Here is a 17,141-nt window from a genome sequence, read left to right as displayed (position 1 = left end):
CTCCTAACGCTTACGCTTCTTGTCCGACAGTTTCGTCTTCGATCCCAAGTTCTTCTTTGATCCACTCATAGCCTTCCGCTTCAAGACGCTGAGCAAGCTCAGGTCCGCCGGATTTCACTACGCGTCCCTGCATCATTACATGAATCTTATCCGGTGTAATGTAGTTAAGAAGGCGCTGATAGTGGGTAATGATCAGGCATCCGAAGTTTTCGTTGCGCATTTGGTTGATTCCTTTGGAAACGACCTTAAGAGCATCAATATCCAAACCTGAGTCTATTTCATCAAGGATCGCGATTTTCGGTTCAATCATCATCAGCTGAAGGATTTCATTGCGCTTTTTCTCCCCGCCGGAAAACCCTTCATTCAGATAACGCTGAGCCATATCTGGATCCATTTCAAGGTATTCCATGTTTTCATCCATTTTGCGGATGAATTTCATTAGAGAAATTTCTTGTCCTTCTTCACGGCGTGCGTTAATAGAAGAACGAAGGAAGTCAGCATTTGTAACACCGCTGATTTCGCTTGGGTATTGCATGGCGAGGAACAGTCCTGCGCGTGCGCGCTCATCTACTTCCATTTCCAGAACATCTTCACCGTCAAACGTGATGCTGCCTTTTGTTACTTCGTACTTAGGATGTCCCATAATAGCAGAAGAAAGAGTGGATTTACCCGTTCCGTTCGGTCCCATAATTGCATGGAATTCCCCGCTCTTGACTTCAAGGTTGACCCCTTTCAGAATTTCTTTCCCGTCGATCTCAACGTGTAAATCCTTAATAGTTAAAGTTGAACCTGACATGTTACTACCTCCATCGATAACGGATTTTATGCGTAAAGAACAGCTTGTGACGCCGGCTGTGGACCTCCCTGCAAACCCGTGCAGAAGCGCGGAAATGCGGAAAACATTCAAGACGCGCGGCAGGTCACTGCCCTTCTTTCCAGCAGTTTTAAAAACAAATGATTCTCATTTTATTCTCATTCTAATCTTATAACAAATGAAATCTGAATACAACCGTTACACAGTTCCATATTCTTTATGTAGATCAGGCAGCTTTTCAGAAAGGAAACCTTCTTACACAAGCGCCCGGTGACCCAATCATACCATTATATCAGCAAAAAACCGAACTCAACAAAAAAAGGGCCGTGCATTCACGGCCAGCTTTTCATTCTATTATTGATGTGCTTTCCGATTATGGGCTGCGGCCATTCTCATACTTTCACGATAGCTTTTTTCACGTTCCTGTTCAACTTTAAGACGATTATCAAGTTTACGGCCATATTCTGCATAACTCATACCATGTGCCTGATGCATTGCTTTTTCCATTTCGGCCGTATGTTCCAATTCCAGCTTTTGCTGAGTAAGAATAATGAATCATCCTTTCGGTTTTTTCAACAGTTTCATCATACCAAACTGCTGTTTTATTTCCAATGCGGCTGAGGGGCTGTAAAATCCTTTCACTTATGAGTTAGCCTGATTAGCGAAACCCTAAACCTCTATTGGCAGTTTTGCTTGCAAATGCTTCGTTTTAGACAGTGCTTTTGAACTGCCCCCACTTAATTTAAAATTTGAAGTGGGGGATTCCTAAGAACACGGGCGTATCCGCCCGTTATTGATTAGGCGATCCCCGCAGTCCCTGCGGTTAGAAGCCTCAAGGCTTCGGTCAGAATATTTTGGCTCGCATTTGCATCACGGTCGTGGCGTATGCCGCACGACGGACAGTCCCACGTTCGCAAGGCGAGACTGTTTACTTCTTTGTGGCGATAGCCGCAATGGGAACAGAGCTGGCTCGACGGGAAACTTTTTCCGACAGCGATGACCTGTTTGCCGTACCATTTGGCTTTGTATTCGAGCATTGAACGAAACTCGGACCAGCTCGCTTCGCTGATCGCTTTTGCGAGTTTACGGTTTTGAATCATATTTTTCACTATTAAGTCTTCGATGCCAATCACGTCGTGGTTTTTGACGATCTCGGTCGAAATCTTATGAAGATAATCGTTTCGTGCGTTCACGATGCGTTCGTGGATAAGGGCAACTTTCGTCTTTTGCTTTTTCCAGTTACTTGAACCGAAGGTTCTGCGGGACAAGACACGCTGTGCTTTGGCGAGCTTTTCTTCGAGGTTTCGAAAAAACCTTGGGTTTTGGTAAATCGTCCCGTTTGAGAGGACGGCGAAACTCTTTAACCCAACATCGATGCCAACTGAAGAGTCTGCCTTTTGCAGCTCGGCGACTTCCGTCTCGGCTAGAAGCGAAACAAAGTATTTGCCGCTCGGGCTTCGCCTCACGGTCGCACTGAGGATGCGGCCTTCGACCTCGCGGCTTTTGGCAAATGTCACAGCCCCGAGCTTCGGGAGTTTGATCTTTTTACCGACGATGGCGATGTTGCCGTTCGTTTGTTTCGTGGTGTAGGACTGGACTGGGTTATTCTTTGACTTAAAAATGGGCTTTTCGTTTTGTTTTTTAAAGTAACGGGTGTAAGCGTCCGCTAAATTTTTCAGCGACGACTGGAGGGAGACGCTGTCGACCTCTTTCAGCCAAAGCAGCTCTTTTTTCAATACGGTAAGCAACGCGGAACAGGTGTTATACGTGAGCCCTCTTTGAGTCGATTGATAGGCGTCCTCCCATTTCCGAAGAAAATGATTGAACACGTAGCGGGAGCACCCGATCGTTTTGTTGATAAGAATTTCCTGTTCTTTGTCTGGATAGATCCGAAACTTATAGGCTTTGTGTGTTTTCAAAACAGTTCACCCCCTCTGTCTATTATAGGGAACTGACGTTCTTTTATTCAAGTGAAAAAGCGATTCATCCCCCACTTTACACTACGTAGGAAGTGGGGGTCTTCTCGCCAGAGAGGATAAATTTTTTATTAAAGTGCTCTGTAAAACATAGCTGTTAATTGCAGCCTGCAGGCGTTCACTTATCCTTAAACGGGCTTTGACCCTCCTCCTCGCTCCGCGGCTGCCGTGTCTCACCTGTCCCGCTGCTTTCAAGCATAAAATCTTGCGCCTTCCGCTCCAATCAACAGCCGTTAAAATCTGCACCACCCTTTAACAAAGCTAAAAAAAGAGCCGAAAATCCGGGCTCTTTTCACCATCGTCTTATTGTTTAAGCTGATTAAGCTCAGTCATACATTCCTGAACAAGGGTCACTGCCTGGCTCATCGCTGCACCGCCGCCAAACGCTGCAGTTACGCCAATTGCCTCCAGAATTTCCTTTTCACTTGCTCCCTGATCGAGGCAGCCCTTTGTATGATAGATGATGCAATATTCATCCTGTGAATATAGACTGATTCCGAGAGCAATCAGCTGCTTGTCCTTTTGGGAGAGCTCCCCTGCCTGAAAACATGCTTCCGTGAATGCATTATACTGATGTGCAAGGTCGGGCATTTTTTGAGTAAAGGCTCCCAGACCCATCTTATACTGGTGCAGGGCGGCTTCTGTTGAGTTGCGCGGCTCCATATGTTCCATCCTATTCCACTCCCATTTATAAATGTCAGAGTTAGTATGCCACGAAACATATGAGACATGCACACTCAGTTCTGACCTCGTTTCAATCGGAAACCGGGCTTAACTGGTCTGTTTTCAGATAGTAAAAAAGAGCTCCAAATGGGGCTCTTTTTCGTCTTTACTTATCTACCGGTACAACTGCACCCTCGTATTTTTCTTCGATGAATTTTTGAATTTCTTCTGAGTGAAGAACTTCTACAAGCGCTTTTACTTCTTTTTTACCTTCATCCCCTTTGTTGACAGCGATGATGTTAACATATGGAGAGTCAGCGCCTTCAAGTGCAATCGCATCGTTTTGGGGGCTAAGTCCGGCGTCAATCGCATAGTTCGTATTGATTAGAACTGCATCCCCTTCATCATTGTTGTAGATTTGCGGAAGAAGGCTGGCTTCAACGTCTGCTTTGAATTGGATGTCTTTGCTGTTTTCTGCAATATCTTCAACAGTTGCCGTCGTCTTTTCCACTCCCTCATTCAGCTTAATTAACCCTTCGCTTTCAAGCATAGTAAGAATACGGCCGTGGTCTGCAACTGAATTGCTCATGATGATCGTTGCACCCTCTGGAAGCTCTTCAAGTGATTTGTATTTTTTTGAGTAAACACCGATTGGTTCAATGTGGATCCCGCCTGCATTAACAAAGTCATAGTCTTCATTTTCTGCCATTTGGGATTCAAGATACGGGATGTGCTGGAAGTAGTTCGCATCCAGCTCTTTCCCTGCAAGCGATTTGTTAGGCAGGATGTAGTCCTGGAAGGTTTTAATTTCAAGCTCTACACCTTGTTCTTCAAGCAAAGGCTTTGCCTCTTCCAAAATTTCTGCATGCGGAACGTTAGATGCACCAACGATGAGCTTGCTGCTCTCACTGCTGCCTGCTTCTCCGGAACCGGCTGTGCCGCAGGCCGCTAAAGCAAAAGCGGATACTGCAAATACTGAGCTTAATAATAATTTTTTCATTAAAAATTCCCCCTAGCGTTTGTCTATTCTTTTAGTTATTTGATCTCCAATAAATTGGATGATAAATACAATAATCAATATCAATACGGTGGCCACTAACGTGACTTGGCTGTTGCTTCGCTGAAAGCCTTCCAGATAAGCAAGGTCCCCCAGCCCCCCTGCACCGATGACTCCAGCCATAGCCGAGTAGCCGACTAAAGCGATTGCCGTCACGGTAATACCTGAAGCGAGGGCTGGCATCGATTCCGGAAGCAGAACTTTTGTAATAATCGTAAAAGTGGAAGCTCCCATAGATTTTGCTGCTTCAATGACCCCTTTATCAATTTCCCGCAATCCAATTTCAACCATTCTTGCGTAGAATGGAGCTGCTCCTATAATTAAAGCTGGAAGTGCTGCTTCTGCTCCGAGCATCGATCCCACCAAAGCCTTTGTAAATGGAATCAGCAAGATGATTAAAAGGATAAAAGGGATGGATCGGAACACGTTCACAGCAGCTGATATGATGAAATTCACGAATCTGTTTTCCCATATGTTCCCTTTTGATGTGAGGAATAAAAGCAAGCCAAGGATTATTCCCAGAATAAACGTAGCGAGCACGGAAATTCCCGTCATATAAAGCGTTTCAAAAGTTGCTTCCCAAACATTTTCCCATTTGACTTCCGGAAATAATTGCTCAAGCATGGGCAACTACCTCCACTTCTACATGATGATCATATAAAAATTGCAAAGCGCGATCCATTTCTGTTTCTTCTCCATCTATGTAGAGAAACAGGGCTCCATATGCCCCGCTTTGTGTTTGCGAGATCTTTCCTTGAAGAATATTCACTTTCACGTCGTAATTTTTTATTAATCCGGTAACGACCGGCTGCTCTGTAGAATCCCCTACAAAGGTGAGCTGGACAATCCGGCCGGTAGGGTAGGAGTCAATGAGATGAGCGATGGTCTCCCTTGTTTCTTCGGGCTCTGTCACCTGCTGGACAAATCGTTTTGTGATTGGTACCTGAGGCTTTCTGAAGACAGTAAGCACCTCTCCCTCCTCCACAATCTTACCTTCCTCCATCACAGCTACTTTATGGCAGATCTTGCGTATTACATGCATTTCATGGGTGATAAGGACGATTGTCAGTCCAAGCCTTTGATTGATATCGACGAGAAGCTCGAGGATTGAATCGGTCGTCTGCGGATCAAGGGCTGAGGTTGCTTCATCACAAAGAAGAACTTTTGGGTTATTGGCAAGCGCTCTGGCAATGCCTACACGCTGCTTTTGGCCGCCGCTGAGCTGGGCCGGGTAAGCATTTTCCCTTCCCTCTAATCCGACCAGCCGGATTAACTCTTTAACACGTTCTTTTCTTTCAGCTGCAGGGAAGCCTGCTATTTCAAGCGGGAACGCTATGTTCTCACTTACAGTCCTGGACCATAAAAGATTAAAGTGCTGGAATATCATGCTGATTTTCTGTCTTGCCTTTCGGAGCTTTCTCCCCTTAATAACTCCAATTCTATTACCCGCTACTTCGATGCTGCCTTCTGTCGGTGTTTCCAGCCCGTTAAGGAGCCGGATGAGCGAGCTTTTTCCTGCACCACTGTATCCGATGATCCCGAAGATTTCTCCTTTTTCCACTTCAAGGTTCACCTTATCTACAGCTTTGATGTTTCCAGATTTGACGGAATAAATTTTAGATACGTTTGTTAATGTGATCATGCTCCCACCTTCTTTCTCCATCGATCTGAAACAGAAAATGCCTTTCTGCGTAGACAAGCAGAAAGGCATTAAACGTAAGGTTACCTTTCTCTCATCTTTCAAAATGCAGCGCATTTTGAGTGAATTGGCACCAATTTCAGTCATAAAACTGACGGTTGCCGGGCTTCATAGGGCACTTCCCTCCACCTCTCTTTATAAGAGAACAATCTATTATTAAATTATGATGGTTTTAAATTTTAAAAATATTTCAGATCTGAGAGTGATTTTATCACGGGGAAAAGGGTGTGTCAATGTAAAATCTTCAAATAATTTTCTCCCTCTTCCCGCGGCTGCAGCCGGGCTCTTGTTTATTTCCCGAGAAATATGGAGATTACGGGGGAAATAACACGGATATATAGAATAGAAACGCCGCGTTATGCGCCGTTCTGTTTAATAAGCTTATATAAAAATTCCACTGATTGAAAGGCGTACTGCCTAGTGTGAAGCTTCCCTTTTTCAAAAATAAGCAGGCACGGAACACTCTCTACTTCCCAGCGTTCAGGGAATCCCGGCAAATAATTTAAATTTGCCATATGGATATCTGTTTCCGGTACCGTTTCATCCACTACCGTAAGCATCCTTTTTGCGAGCTGGCAAGTTCCGCAAAAAGGAGTATAAAGATACAAGATTAAGCGATCTTCTTCAATCAATGAAGACAGTTGCTTTTCATTTACTTCAATCATGATAAAACCAGAACTCCCTGCTATAAATATTTCGCCTGAACATCAATATTTGCACTCAGCAGTACGGAAGCAATATGATGCTCTGGTGCTGAAGCTACTTCTTTATACATTTTATCAATGTATAAATGCGAAGCCTCCGGAAATTCTCTTACAAATTGTTTTCTCAGTTTTTCTCCTGCTTCGTCCGTATCCACCAATATATACACATCATTTTCAAAATACTCATCAATTAGTTCATCCATTTTGGTGAGACTGATTGTTCCATTCGTACATATAATTTCTATAGGCTCGTTAATGACTTCCTGTATTTTTTTCTTGTCGGATTTCCCTTCAACAATAATGATTTTAGCAGCCTCTGACATGACCATCACCTGTTCATTTTGTCTTTCTTTAGTTTATTCTCTTTTCCTTGTGTTGTTTCCTGCCGGGAGGATACAGGGTCTATGCAAAAGACCGGCGCCTGCCTGCTGCTAAAGCATATAAGGCAGTGGACGGCTCCACTGCCTTATGCTTAACACCAGCCGTTCTCATCATCGCAATCCACATATTTCTGATCCGGTTCCTGTGTAACGTCTGCCATTTGAAAAAAACGGTTTTGTGATGCCTCAATCCCTTTTTTCAATTCAAAGCGGCTGCCGTTGTCACCATACGTCATTTTGCCAATGTGTTCGTGCTGCAAATATAAATTCATTTCTCCATTTTCAAACTTGCCTGTTATTCGATCTGTCACATCGATACGCTGTTTTTTCAAAGTCAAATTAAGCCCTCCTTTTCCTATATAGGATGGCCTAACTTGATTTTTGAAATGCTGGTTAAATTAGTCTTCGTTGGTCATTTCTGTGTATTGCTCTGCCGTCATGAGACCTTCGATTTCACTTGAATCTGCAGGCTCTATTACGATCATCCAAGCTTTTTCATATGGAGATTCATTTACATATTCAGGATTATCATCAAGGTCTTCATTCACTTCTACTACTTTTCCGCTGATTGGTGCATAAAGCTCGGAAACCGTTTTAACAGATTCTACAGAACCGAAAGGCTCATCTGCTTTAATTTCAGTACCTGCTTCAGGAAGCTCTACAAACACGATATCCCCAAGCTCAGATTGTGCAAAATGTGTAATCCCCACTCGTACTTTATCGCCTTCAACCTTTACCCATTCATGTTCCTCAGAATAACGAAGATCGTTTGGTGTCGTCATTTTATTCCCTCCATGAGTCAATTGTTTATGGAAAAGACAGAGTCTCTTCTTCGTATAAAAAATTTGTCCGCCATTAGCTGCTGAGCTTTAGCGAAGCTGCGCATCCTTCCGAACCCCTTTAAAAATGGACAGTTCTTCTGCTGCGCTCTGCATATCATCTTATTTCCACACCTGCTCAAACTCATTTTCTTTGAAGCCAAGTGTGACGTTCTGTCCGTCAGATACAATCGGCCTTTTGATAAGCATACCATCTGATGACAGCACAGAAAATATTTCATCCTCGGACATGCTGCTTAAGCGGTCCTTAAGTCCAAGCTCTCTATACTTCTGGCCGCTTGTATTAAAGAATTTCTTAAGTTCCAGACCACTCTTGGCGTAAAGGTTCTTAAGCTCTTCCTTTCCCGGAGGATTTTCAGAAATATGTATTGTATTTAATTCATGCCCGTGCTCTTCAAGCCATGTTTTTGCCTTTCTGCACGTGCTGCACTTAGGATACCAATAGAAATCCAATGCAATCCTCCTTATTGTATCACGCTGCCTGCGGAATAGGGTGAAATATACATTCTCCTCCGGCAGCGGCTGCAGATTTTCATACAGCCCTATTTTACCCGGCTTGGTCTGCCGTTTGCAAGGATGGGACTTTTCCATACAGATAAGGAGCGCACAGACCATTCGGCTGTGCGCTCCAGAATCTCGACCGTTTATTGAACGTAGCGATTTGCATCGATGATTGCTGCTGCAATCTCGCGTTTTTTTGCAATGACGTTTATTGGAGTAAATCGCGTAAATTTGCGAAGAGCGGAAATCATCATTCTTAGTGAATCACCCGTTTCAATGGCGATTAATGACTCCTTGGCATGTGCTTCAATTTCATTAAATGCCTCTTGGCAATACACTTGAGTGTAAAGAAGCTTTTGACTGTTCTTCGCTTCTCCGGAAGCTGCAATTGCTTTTTCAGTGCGCAGAATGGCTGATTCCATCGCGTAAATATTGCTCACTATATCCGCTATATTCACAAGAACTTCCTGCTCTTTTTGAAGCTCCTGGCCATATTTTTGAGCTGCAAGACCGGCAATCATCAAGCCGATTTTCTTCGCGTTTTTAAGCAGGTGTTTTTCTTGCTCAAGAGTTCCCTCACCGACTTCTTCCGGCATAAGCATCATCAATTCTTCTTGCAATGCCTGTGCTTTTTGCAGAAGCGGAAGCTCACCCTTCATTGCCTTGCGGAGGAAAGTACCCGGCACCAGAAGCCGGTTAATTTCATTTGTTCCTTCAAAAATCCGGTTGATGCGGGAATCACGGTAAGCTCTTTCCACCTCATATTCCTGCATAAATCCATATCCGCCATGAATTTGTACGCCTTCATCAGCCACATAATCAAGTGTTTCTGATCCGAGGACTTTACCAAGGGAACACTCGATGGCGTACTCAGCGATTGACGCAGCAACAGCGCGGCCATCCTTCTGTTCTTCGTCGGAAAGCAGCCCCATTCTTTCTTCAAAAAGGCCAACTGTTCGGTATACAGAGCTTTCCATCGCATATGTTTTGGATGCCATGTTAGCCAGTTTTTCCTGAATAAGTGAGAACTTTGAAATCGGAGTTTTAAACTGCTGGCGCTGATTGGCATACTGAACGGATACATCAATGATCCGCTTTGAACCGCCAATGGTTCCAACTGCCAGCTTATAGCGGCCGATGTTCAGGATATTAAAGGCAATGACATGTCCTTTTCCAAGTTCACCAAGCAGGTTTTCCTTTGGAACCATTGCATCTTCGAGTATCAGCGTTCTCGTGGACGAGCCTTTGATTCCCATCTTTTTCTCCTCTGGACCTGTTGAAACGCCAGGGAATTCTTTCTCCACGATGAATGCGGAAAAATGCTCTCCATCCACCTTTGCATAGACGACAAACACGTCAGCAAATGCGGAGTTTGTAATCCACTGTTTTTCACCATTCAGAACGTAGTGGGTTCCCTCTGCGTTAAGCTTCGCCGTTGTTCTTGCGCCTAATGCATCAGACCCGGAGCCCGGCTCAGTAAGTGCATAGGCTGCAATTCTCTGCCCTGCTGCCAAGTCTGGAAGGTATTGATTTTTCTGATCTTCGTTCCCGAAAAGAACGATAGGCAAGGACCCAATCCCTACATGGGCTCCATACGACAGCGAAAAGCTTCCGGCACGGGAGAATTTTTCAGTGATTAGTGCGGAACTGATTTTATCTAGTCCAAGTCCGCCGTAAGCTTCAGGTACATCTGCTCCCAGCAGTCCTAACTCTCCTGCCTTCTTTAAAAGCTTTACAGACTTATCAAACTCATGTTTTTCAATATCTTCAAGCTGTGGAAGGACGTCATTTACGACAAAGTCCTCTGTCGTTTTAGCAATCATTTTGTGCTCTTCTGTGAAATCCTCCGGTGTAAAGACACGGTCGTATGAAGTATCCTCGATTAAAAAGCTTCCGCCTTTACTGACTGTTTCCAATGATTTTGCCATAGTATAAACCCTCCAATTTTTTTACTGGATATTTTTCAACAATAATCAGACAGCCGGGAAGCCGGCCGGTCCTCATACACGTCACGGCTTCCTTTTAGAAGTCTGTTAGATTAATTCAAAGACGCCTGCGGCACCCATTCCGCCGCCGATGCACATGGTTACGACGCCAAACTGTTCATTTCTTCGTTTCATTTCGTGAATAAGGGATAGCGTAAGCTTCGCACCCGTGCATCCGAGCGGGTGACCGATGGCGATTGCCCCCCCGTTTACATTTACTTTCTCTTCATCTAATCCCAGTTCACGGATGACCTGCAGGGATTGGGAAGCAAATGCTTCGTTCAGTTCAAATAGGCCTACATCCGAAACCGCCAGACCGGCAAGCTTCAACGCCTTTGGAATGGCTGCGACCGGGCCGATCCCCATTACTTCAGGGGGAACGCCTGCAACGGCAAAGGAGCGGAACTTCACCATTGGAGCTAATCCAAGCGCCTCGGCTTTTTCACGGTCCATGACCATCACAGCTGCTGCTCCGTCGCTTGTTTGGGATGAATTCCCAGCCGTTACGGATCCCCTGACATTAAACACCGGACGGAGTTTTCCAAGCACGTCCTGTGTTGTACCGGGACGGACCCCTTCATCCTTTGAGAAAAGAATGGATTTTTCCTGCAGTTTATTGTCTGATCCTACAGTACGAAGGGTTACTTCAACCGGAACGATTTCTTCATCGAATTTGCCTTCCTGAATGGCAGCGGCTGCCCGCTGATGGCTTCGTACAGCAAATGCATCCTGATCTTCGCGGCTTACTCCGTATTTCTGTGCAACCTGCTCCGCTGTATGGCCCATTCCCATATAATATTCAGGGGCTTCCTCAGCAAGCCTGGCATTAGGTCGTACTGTATGCCCCATCATCGGTACGAGGCTCATCGATTCAGCCCCTCCTGCAATAATGGTATCCGAGTGTCCCAGCATGATTTTCTCTGATGCATAGGCAATTGTTTGGAGACCGGATGAACAATAGCGGTTGATTGTGACCGCCGGCACCGTATGAGGCAGCCCTGCCAGCGCGCCGATATTTCTTGCCATATTTAAGCCTTGTTCAGCTTCCGGCATCGCACATCCAATAATTAAATCATCAATGTTGCCTTCATAGCCGCCTGCGCGTTTCAGTGTCTCTTTTACTGCCAACGCCCCCAGATCATCAGGGCGCACGCTTGCAAGTGTTCCTTTTTTAGCTCTGCCTACAGGTGTTCTGGCACCTGCTACAATGACTGCTTCTCTCATTTGATGCCCCTCCCTTAGTTTCGTAATGGTTTGCCTTTGACAAGCATATGCTGCATCCGCTGCTGCGATTTTCCTTCTGCTACAAGACTTAAGAACGCTTCTCTTTCCAGGTCAAGCAAATACTGTTCATCTACCTTCGTGCCAAACGGAATTTTGCCTCCCGCAATGACGTAAGCCAATTTTTTGGCGATCTTTAAATCATGCTCAGAAATAAACCCTGAAAGATGCATCGTCTGTGCTGCCAGGAGGAGGGTCGCATATCCGGATTCCCCTGTGACCGGCACCTTTTCTTTTACTGGAGGACGGTAGCCGTTTTCATGCAGCTGAAGGACCGTCCGCTTGGCATCATGCAATAAATGATCGCCGTTCATGCTGATCCCGTCACTGGCATCAAGGAAATGGCTGTCTCTTGCTTCGGCTGCTGAAGTGGATACTTTAGCCATGGCGATTGTTTCAAACACTTTATTGGCTACACTTTGCAGATCAAAGTCCATTCCTTTAGGAACGCTGTTTAAATGCTTGATATAAAGCTCTTTATTTCCGCCGCCTCCCGGTATAAGGCCTACTCCCGCTTCAACAAGTCCCATGTAGGTTTCGCTCGAGGCCTGAATTCTTGCAGCAGGAAGACAAATTTCTGCTCCTCCCCCTAAGGACATTCCAAAAGGAGCAGCGACTACCGGCTTCGGGCTGTATTTGATTTTTTGCATCGCCTGCTGGAAATGACGGACTACCATATCAATCTCATAATAATTGTCGTCCTGGGCTTCCATTAAAATCATCGCAAGGTTCGCTCCGACACAAAAGTTTTTCCCCTGGTTTCCTATAACAAGCCCTTTGTAATTCACAGCCACTTCATCAATGGCATAATTGATCATCTGAATAATATCCATTCCGATCGCATTGCTTTGTGAATGGAATTCAAGCAGAGCAACTCCATCCCCTAAGTCGATCAGACTGGCACCGCTGTTTTTTCTGATGACTCCCTTTGATTCTTTCAGCGATTTTAAATTTATCGCTTTTTCGCTTGTCTCAATACGGCGATATTCTCCTCGGTTATAGAAAAAGCGGACGCCGTTTTCTTCCAGGTAGAAGGAGGAATGCCCTTTTTCCAGCATGTCCTGCACCCATTCAGGAATCTCGTATCCTTCTTCCTGCAGTTTAGCAGCTGATTTTTCAAGGCCTATCGCATCCCAAAGTTCAAACGGCCCTTTATCCCATCCAAATCCCCACTTCATTGCCTGATCGATTGAAACGATATCATCAGCTATTTCGCCTAAAAGCTTCGCAGAGTAAATGAGGGTTGGAGCTGTAATTCCCCAGAGCAGCTCGCCGGCACGGTCATCCGCGTAAATAAGCGCTTTCAGTTTTGCAGAACCTTTAGCCTGTTTCGCCATTTCGATTGAAGGGGCGCTGAGTTTTCTTCTTTCTGTGTACTCCATAGCGGATGGGTCCAGTTCCAGGATTTCTTTGCCTTCTTTCTTGAAAAATCCCTGACCTGATTTAGCTCCAAGCCAGCCATTCTCAAGCATCTGTTTCATGAAAGGTGGTACGTCGAAAACGTCCTTTTCTTTTTCATCCACATTGTCATATACGTTGTTGGCGACATGGACAAACGTATCGAGTCCAACAACATCCAAGGTGCGGAAGGTGGCACTTTTAGGCCGCCCAATCAGCGGACCTGTAACAGAATCCACTTCTCCTACGCTGTAGCCTTTTTCTACCATCTCTTTTACCGTAATGAGGAGCCCGTAAGTTCCGATCCGGTTTCCAATGAAATTTGGTGTATCTTTTGCGAGCACTACACCTTTTCCAAGAACGTCTTCCCCGAACGTTCTCATAAAGTTCAGAACATTTTCATCTGTATCTTTCGTTGGTATCACTTCAAGCAGCTTCAGATACCGGGGCGGGTTAAAAAAGTGTGTCCCGAGGAAATGCTTTCTGAACTCCTCTGAGCACTCTGAGGCCATCGCTTCAATGGAAATTCCTGACGTATTGGAGCTTACAATGCTTCCCTTTTTCCTGAACACCTCTACCTGTGCAAACACTTTTCTTTTAATTTCCAGATTTTCTACGACTACTTCTATAATCCAATCTGCTTCTGCCAAACGCTGCATATCATCTTCAAAGTTGCCCGCTTCAATCAAGCCGAGATTATTTTTAGACGTTAACGGCGCCGGTTTTTGCTTAAGCAATTTCTGAATAGATTGAGCTGATAAACGATTTCGAACAGCAGGATCTTCCAATGTCAGCCCTTTTTTCTGCTCATCCCCTGTGAGCTCTCCGGGCACGATATCCAATAGCAAAACAGGGATCCCGATGTTTGCTAAAAGTGCTGCAATTCCGGAACCCATGACGCCGGATCCAAGCACCGCAGCTTTATTAATTTGCTGGACCATAAGTTTTCCCCCTTGTTTGAATGAATGTTCATTCATTTTTTGCTTAAAAAAATAGTTCCTTCTCATTACTAATATAAAAGATTTTGAAAATTTCTTCAATACATTTCATGGAATTCCTTTGATTTTTTCAGATGATGATGAGAACGATAAGATACGGAGGTGAAATCAAAGTGGCAAAATTGAAGAAAGATCCATCCAAAGGCGGCGTCAGTGCTGCGAGTGTTAAGGGAAATGCGGGTCCTGTCAATGAACATGATGGCGGGGGCAAGCGTACCAGCACAAACCAGCAATACAAAAAGCATAATATGGGAGAGTCTTAATCAGCGGAATCCTTCTGCTTATGCAGGAGGATTCCCCGTTTATCCCGAATCAGCTGGTGATAGCCTATTTTTTAATGACACCCTTCAATACGAAGGCCACATTTGCAGGACGCTCTGCGAGTCTCCGCATAAAATACCCATACCAGTCGTTCCCATATGGAACGTAAACGCGCATTTTATAGCCTTCACTGACAAGCTCCAGCTGCCTTTCGGGACGAATTCCAAACAGCATCTGAAATTCAAACTGATCATGCGGGATGCTGTACTCTTTTACAATTTGCTTTGTATACTCGATAATTGCTTCATCGTGAGTGGCTATTGCCGTATAGTTTCCATTTAAAAGGTGCATTTTAATGATTTTCTTAAAATTGTCGTCCACATCTTTCTTTTCTGGAAATGCAACTTGAGGAGATTCTTTATAGGCTCCCTTAACGAGCCGAAGATTCGGACTGTATTTATTCAGTTCTTTCATATCATCTTCTGTACGGTATAAATAAGCCTGAATGACTGTACCTACATTCTCGTACTCTTCCTTCAGCTTTTTAAAAATTTCAATAGTCTTGGCGCATCGGCTGTAGTCTTCCATATCGATGGTAACAAAGACATTGTTTTTCTTGGCAGCTTCAAGAATTCTCCGCATGTTGTTCATCACAAGGGCATCTGAAATATCGAGGCCCATGGAGGTCATTTTTAAAGACAGCTGGGAATCCAGACGCTCCCTTCCGATTGCTTCTATTGCTTTAATGGAGTTATCAGCCATTTCATTGGCTTCATCCGCATGATCTACAAATTCGCCCAAGTAATCAATCGTGACATCTAATCCTTTGCTGTTAAGCTGTCTGATCGCCTCAGCAGCAAGCTCAATTGTTTCACCGGCTACAAACCGGGCAGCCCCGAATTTTAAGCCGTACTTTTTCGCTACTTTCGTCAGGCCTCTATTTTTTGACAAAAACAAGAAAAAATTGCGCATCACCTGTTCCATCCTCATTCCTCCTGAAAACGCATACATTATATTCAAAAAATAAAAAAGTGCACAATCTGCAATTGAAGCCGTTATGTAAAGCGCCTTCAATTATAAGTATTTTACCACCTTTCTGACTATTTGAATATCATTTTATCGGGAAAAGTCGTTTCCTGTCAGATGGATAGACTATTCCACAGCTGTGGCTGATTTTTAACACCTGCTGATTGGGGCGGCGAGTGCAGGGCGAAACCACTGGATAGCTAACGCATGCACCGTTAATCAAGAGCTGAGACAGACAGATGTATAAATAGGCTTTGTTCAAACATGGTGCTTGGTTTTTACTCCTGCTGATTGGAGCTGCGAGTTAGGATCAGCGGGACTGGCGAGGCTTTTTATTGGTGACGCCGGGAGAAGGCTTGCACCCGCCATTGGATAAGCAAATGCCTTCAAGCTGCAAAAACAGTCAAGTTTAACTGAGCTTATGAATAAAAATTGGCCCGCTGGAGGAACGATAACATAGATACGCAAAATAAGGAGGAGTTCGTATGCAGCAGCAGCCAATGCAAAACCAGACAGAAAGCGTCATGCCTCAGCCGCCGAATGTTGTTTCAACAAAAGATCATCTCTACCTGCAGGATATGCTTTCATGGAATCTTTTGGCCATGAAAAAAGCACATTTTTTTGCTCAAGCCTGCCAAAACCAAGAGTTGAAGATGGAGCTTGAAAAGGCCGGCCAAATGCATAACCGGCATTATCAGACCATCCTGGCCCATCTTCAGCCGCAGCAAGCCCAGTCTCAGCCGCCGCTTCAATAATTAATGGATTGGAAAGGAGATCGATATCATGAATCAAAATCAGCAGCAAGGCAAGATCGGCAATCCGGAAACCCAAGTGCCGAAAACTCCGCAAATGAACGAGAGAGATTTCGTGAATGATGTACTTGCTACAGAAAAGTACATGACCGATGCATATTGTACGGCTATGAACGAAATGAGCCATGAAAGCCTTTATAAAGATGTTCAGGCCATCTTCAATGAGACTCAAAATTGTCAAAGAGACTTGTACAATCTGATGTTTAAGCACGGCTGGTACAAGGTCGAAGCAGAACAGCCTCAGAAAATGCAGCAGTCCTACCAGCAATTTTCCGGGTACAGTCAAGAACAGTCTCCTTATAAAGGTATGATGAATTAAAAAGACGGCACGGCTTTACCGAGGTTTCAATAACCTTTTTGGAACTTTAGCAGGTAATTTGCTTTTTTTAGAGCGGAGTTCTACAAGAATGCCCTCTGCTGAGTCCCTAGCTAGGGTGAACTGAAAAACAGTGCTCAGAGCCTTGGACGCTCAATGGGGGCACTGTTTTTCGGCTATTTTTGCACTGTTAGGGAGAAAATTGCTCTGGATTGCGGGAAAAACACATCGTATTTCAGGCATTATGTAATTGATCGGTAATTGTTCAGCTGGGTTTATCTTTGTTTTTGCGTTGAATTTTGTTTTATTGTCCGTACTTTTAATTTATTGTCCATTCTCTCATTTTATTGTCCGTACTTTTGTTTTATTGTCCGTATTATAAATATAAAGACTTTTCGACAAAATTCGCGATTTCCCTTCTCAGTATTGAA

19 protein-coding genes and 1 riboswitch are annotated in these 17,141 nt (G+C 44.5%); of the genes, 3 read left to right on the top strand and 16 right to left on the bottom strand.

Annotation, left to right across the window (positions count from 1 at the left end; genetic code table 11):
* Positions 1 to 10: 10 nt before the first annotated feature.
* The 15 genes from sufC to ACQCVE_RS09465 form a co-directional block, all read right to left on the bottom strand.
* Positions 11 to 796, bottom strand: coding sequence for a Fe-S cluster assembly ATPase SufC (gene sufC / locus ACQCVE_RS09535; protein ID WP_426862598.1), 786 nt, complete (start codon positions 794 to 796; stop codon positions 11 to 13).
* A 372-nt stretch (positions 797 to 1,168) separates the two neighbouring features.
* Positions 1,169 to 1,321 (bottom strand): hypothetical protein, encoded by a 153-nt coding sequence (locus tag ACQCVE_RS09530; RefSeq protein WP_426842687.1) that lies wholly within the window; start codon positions 1,319 to 1,321, stop codon positions 1,169 to 1,171.
* A 290-nt stretch (positions 1,322 to 1,611) separates the two neighbouring features.
* Positions 1,612 to 2,733, bottom strand: a complete 1,122-nt coding sequence (gene tnpB / locus ACQCVE_RS09525) for an IS200/IS605 family element RNA-guided endonuclease TnpB (RefSeq protein WP_426842688.1) — start codon at positions 2,731 to 2,733, stop codon at positions 1,612 to 1,614.
* A 360-nt stretch (positions 2,734 to 3,093) separates the two neighbouring features.
* Entirely contained in the window at positions 3,094 to 3,462 is a 369-nt protein-coding gene (locus ACQCVE_RS09520; protein WP_426842689.1) for a carboxymuconolactone decarboxylase family protein, read from the bottom strand.
* Between the two features lie 157 nt (positions 3,463 to 3,619).
* Positions 3,620 to 4,453 carry a MetQ/NlpA family ABC transporter substrate-binding protein gene (locus ACQCVE_RS09515; RefSeq protein WP_426862596.1) on the bottom strand — a complete coding sequence of 278 codons (834 nt, stop codon included), beginning with the start codon at positions 4,451 to 4,453 and terminating at the stop codon, positions 3,620 to 3,622.
* 12 nt (positions 4,454 to 4,465) lie between these two features.
* Positions 4,466 to 5,134 carry a methionine ABC transporter permease gene (locus ACQCVE_RS09510; RefSeq protein WP_426862595.1) on the bottom strand — a complete coding sequence of 223 codons (669 nt, stop codon included), beginning with the start codon at positions 5,132 to 5,134 and terminating at the stop codon, positions 4,466 to 4,468.
* A complete protein-coding gene (locus ACQCVE_RS09505; RefSeq protein WP_426862594.1) occupies positions 5,127 to 6,152 on the bottom strand; it encodes a methionine ABC transporter ATP-binding protein in 1,026 nt (341 codons plus the stop codon). The genes ACQCVE_RS09510 and ACQCVE_RS09505 overlap by 8 nt, the downstream gene beginning before the upstream one ends.
* 88 nt (positions 6,153 to 6,240) lie before the next feature.
* Positions 6,241 to 6,353, bottom strand: a riboswitch (SAM riboswitch).
* Between the two features lie 212 nt (positions 6,354 to 6,565).
* Positions 6,566 to 6,874 (bottom strand): thioredoxin family protein, encoded by a 309-nt coding sequence (locus ACQCVE_RS09500; protein WP_426862592.1) that lies wholly within the window; start codon positions 6,872 to 6,874, stop codon positions 6,566 to 6,568.
* 20 nt (positions 6,875 to 6,894) lie between these two features.
* Positions 6,895 to 7,236: a toprim domain-containing protein gene (locus ACQCVE_RS09495; RefSeq protein ID WP_426862591.1), complete on the bottom strand. Its 342-nt coding sequence runs from the start codon at positions 7,234 to 7,236 to the stop codon at positions 6,895 to 6,897.
* Positions 7,237 to 7,385: 149 nt separating this feature from the next.
* Positions 7,386 to 7,631 carry a YusG family protein gene (locus ACQCVE_RS09490; protein ID WP_426842695.1) on the bottom strand — a complete coding sequence of 82 codons (246 nt, stop codon included), beginning with the start codon at positions 7,629 to 7,631 and terminating at the stop codon, positions 7,386 to 7,388.
* Positions 7,632 to 7,691: 60 nt separating this feature from the next.
* The gene (gene gcvH / locus ACQCVE_RS09485; RefSeq protein ID WP_426862589.1) at positions 7,692 to 8,075 is read right to left on the bottom strand and encodes a glycine cleavage system protein GcvH; all 384 of its coding nucleotides are present in this window, start codon (positions 8,073 to 8,075) and stop codon (positions 7,692 to 7,694) included.
* A 159-nt stretch (positions 8,076 to 8,234) separates the two neighbouring features.
* Positions 8,235 to 8,591 carry an arsenate reductase family protein gene (locus tag ACQCVE_RS09480; protein ID WP_426843339.1) on the bottom strand — a complete coding sequence of 119 codons (357 nt, stop codon included), beginning with the start codon at positions 8,589 to 8,591 and terminating at the stop codon, positions 8,235 to 8,237.
* A gap of 185 nt (positions 8,592 to 8,776) precedes the next feature.
* Entirely contained in the window at positions 8,777 to 10,561 is a 1,785-nt protein-coding gene (locus ACQCVE_RS09475; RefSeq protein ID WP_426842697.1) for an acyl-CoA dehydrogenase family protein, read from the bottom strand.
* Between the two features lie 105 nt (positions 10,562 to 10,666).
* Entirely contained in the window at positions 10,667 to 11,842 is a 1,176-nt protein-coding gene (locus ACQCVE_RS09470) for an acetyl-CoA C-acetyltransferase (RefSeq protein ID WP_426862587.1), read from the bottom strand.
* 14 nt (positions 11,843 to 11,856) lie between these two features.
* Entirely contained in the window at positions 11,857 to 14,238 is a 2,382-nt protein-coding gene (locus tag ACQCVE_RS09465; RefSeq protein WP_426842699.1) for a 3-hydroxyacyl-CoA dehydrogenase NAD-binding domain-containing protein, read from the bottom strand.
* Positions 14,239 to 14,408: 170 nt separating this feature from the next.
* Between ACQCVE_RS09465 and ACQCVE_RS09460 the strand changes: the two genes are divergently transcribed.
* The gene (locus ACQCVE_RS09460; protein WP_426842700.1) at positions 14,409 to 14,558 is read left to right on the top strand and encodes a YuzL family protein; all 150 of its coding nucleotides are present in this window, start codon (positions 14,409 to 14,411) and stop codon (positions 14,556 to 14,558) included.
* Positions 14,559 to 14,622: 64 nt separating this feature from the next.
* Here ACQCVE_RS09460 and ACQCVE_RS09455 read toward each other — a convergent pair whose 3' ends face one another.
* The gene (locus ACQCVE_RS09455; protein WP_426842701.1) at positions 14,623 to 15,540 is read right to left on the bottom strand and encodes a proline dehydrogenase family protein; all 918 of its coding nucleotides are present in this window, start codon (positions 15,538 to 15,540) and stop codon (positions 14,623 to 14,625) included.
* A gap of 527 nt (positions 15,541 to 16,067) precedes the next feature.
* Between ACQCVE_RS09455 and ACQCVE_RS09450 the strand changes: the two genes are divergently transcribed.
* The gene (locus ACQCVE_RS09450) at positions 16,068 to 16,337 is read left to right on the top strand and encodes a hypothetical protein (RefSeq protein WP_426842702.1); all 270 of its coding nucleotides are present in this window, start codon (positions 16,068 to 16,070) and stop codon (positions 16,335 to 16,337) included.
* A 28-nt stretch (positions 16,338 to 16,365) separates the two neighbouring features.
* Positions 16,366 to 16,713, top strand: coding sequence for a spore coat protein (locus ACQCVE_RS09445; protein WP_426842703.1), 348 nt, complete (start codon positions 16,366 to 16,368; stop codon positions 16,711 to 16,713).
* Positions 16,714 to 17,141 lie beyond the last annotated feature (428 nt).

Origin of the sequence: Metabacillus sp. 113a (assembly GCF_050107635.1) — a bacterium.
Classification (GTDB): Bacteria; Bacillota; Bacilli; order Bacillales; family Bacillaceae; genus Metabacillus_B.
This window is presented reverse-complemented; position numbering and strand designations above follow the sequence as displayed.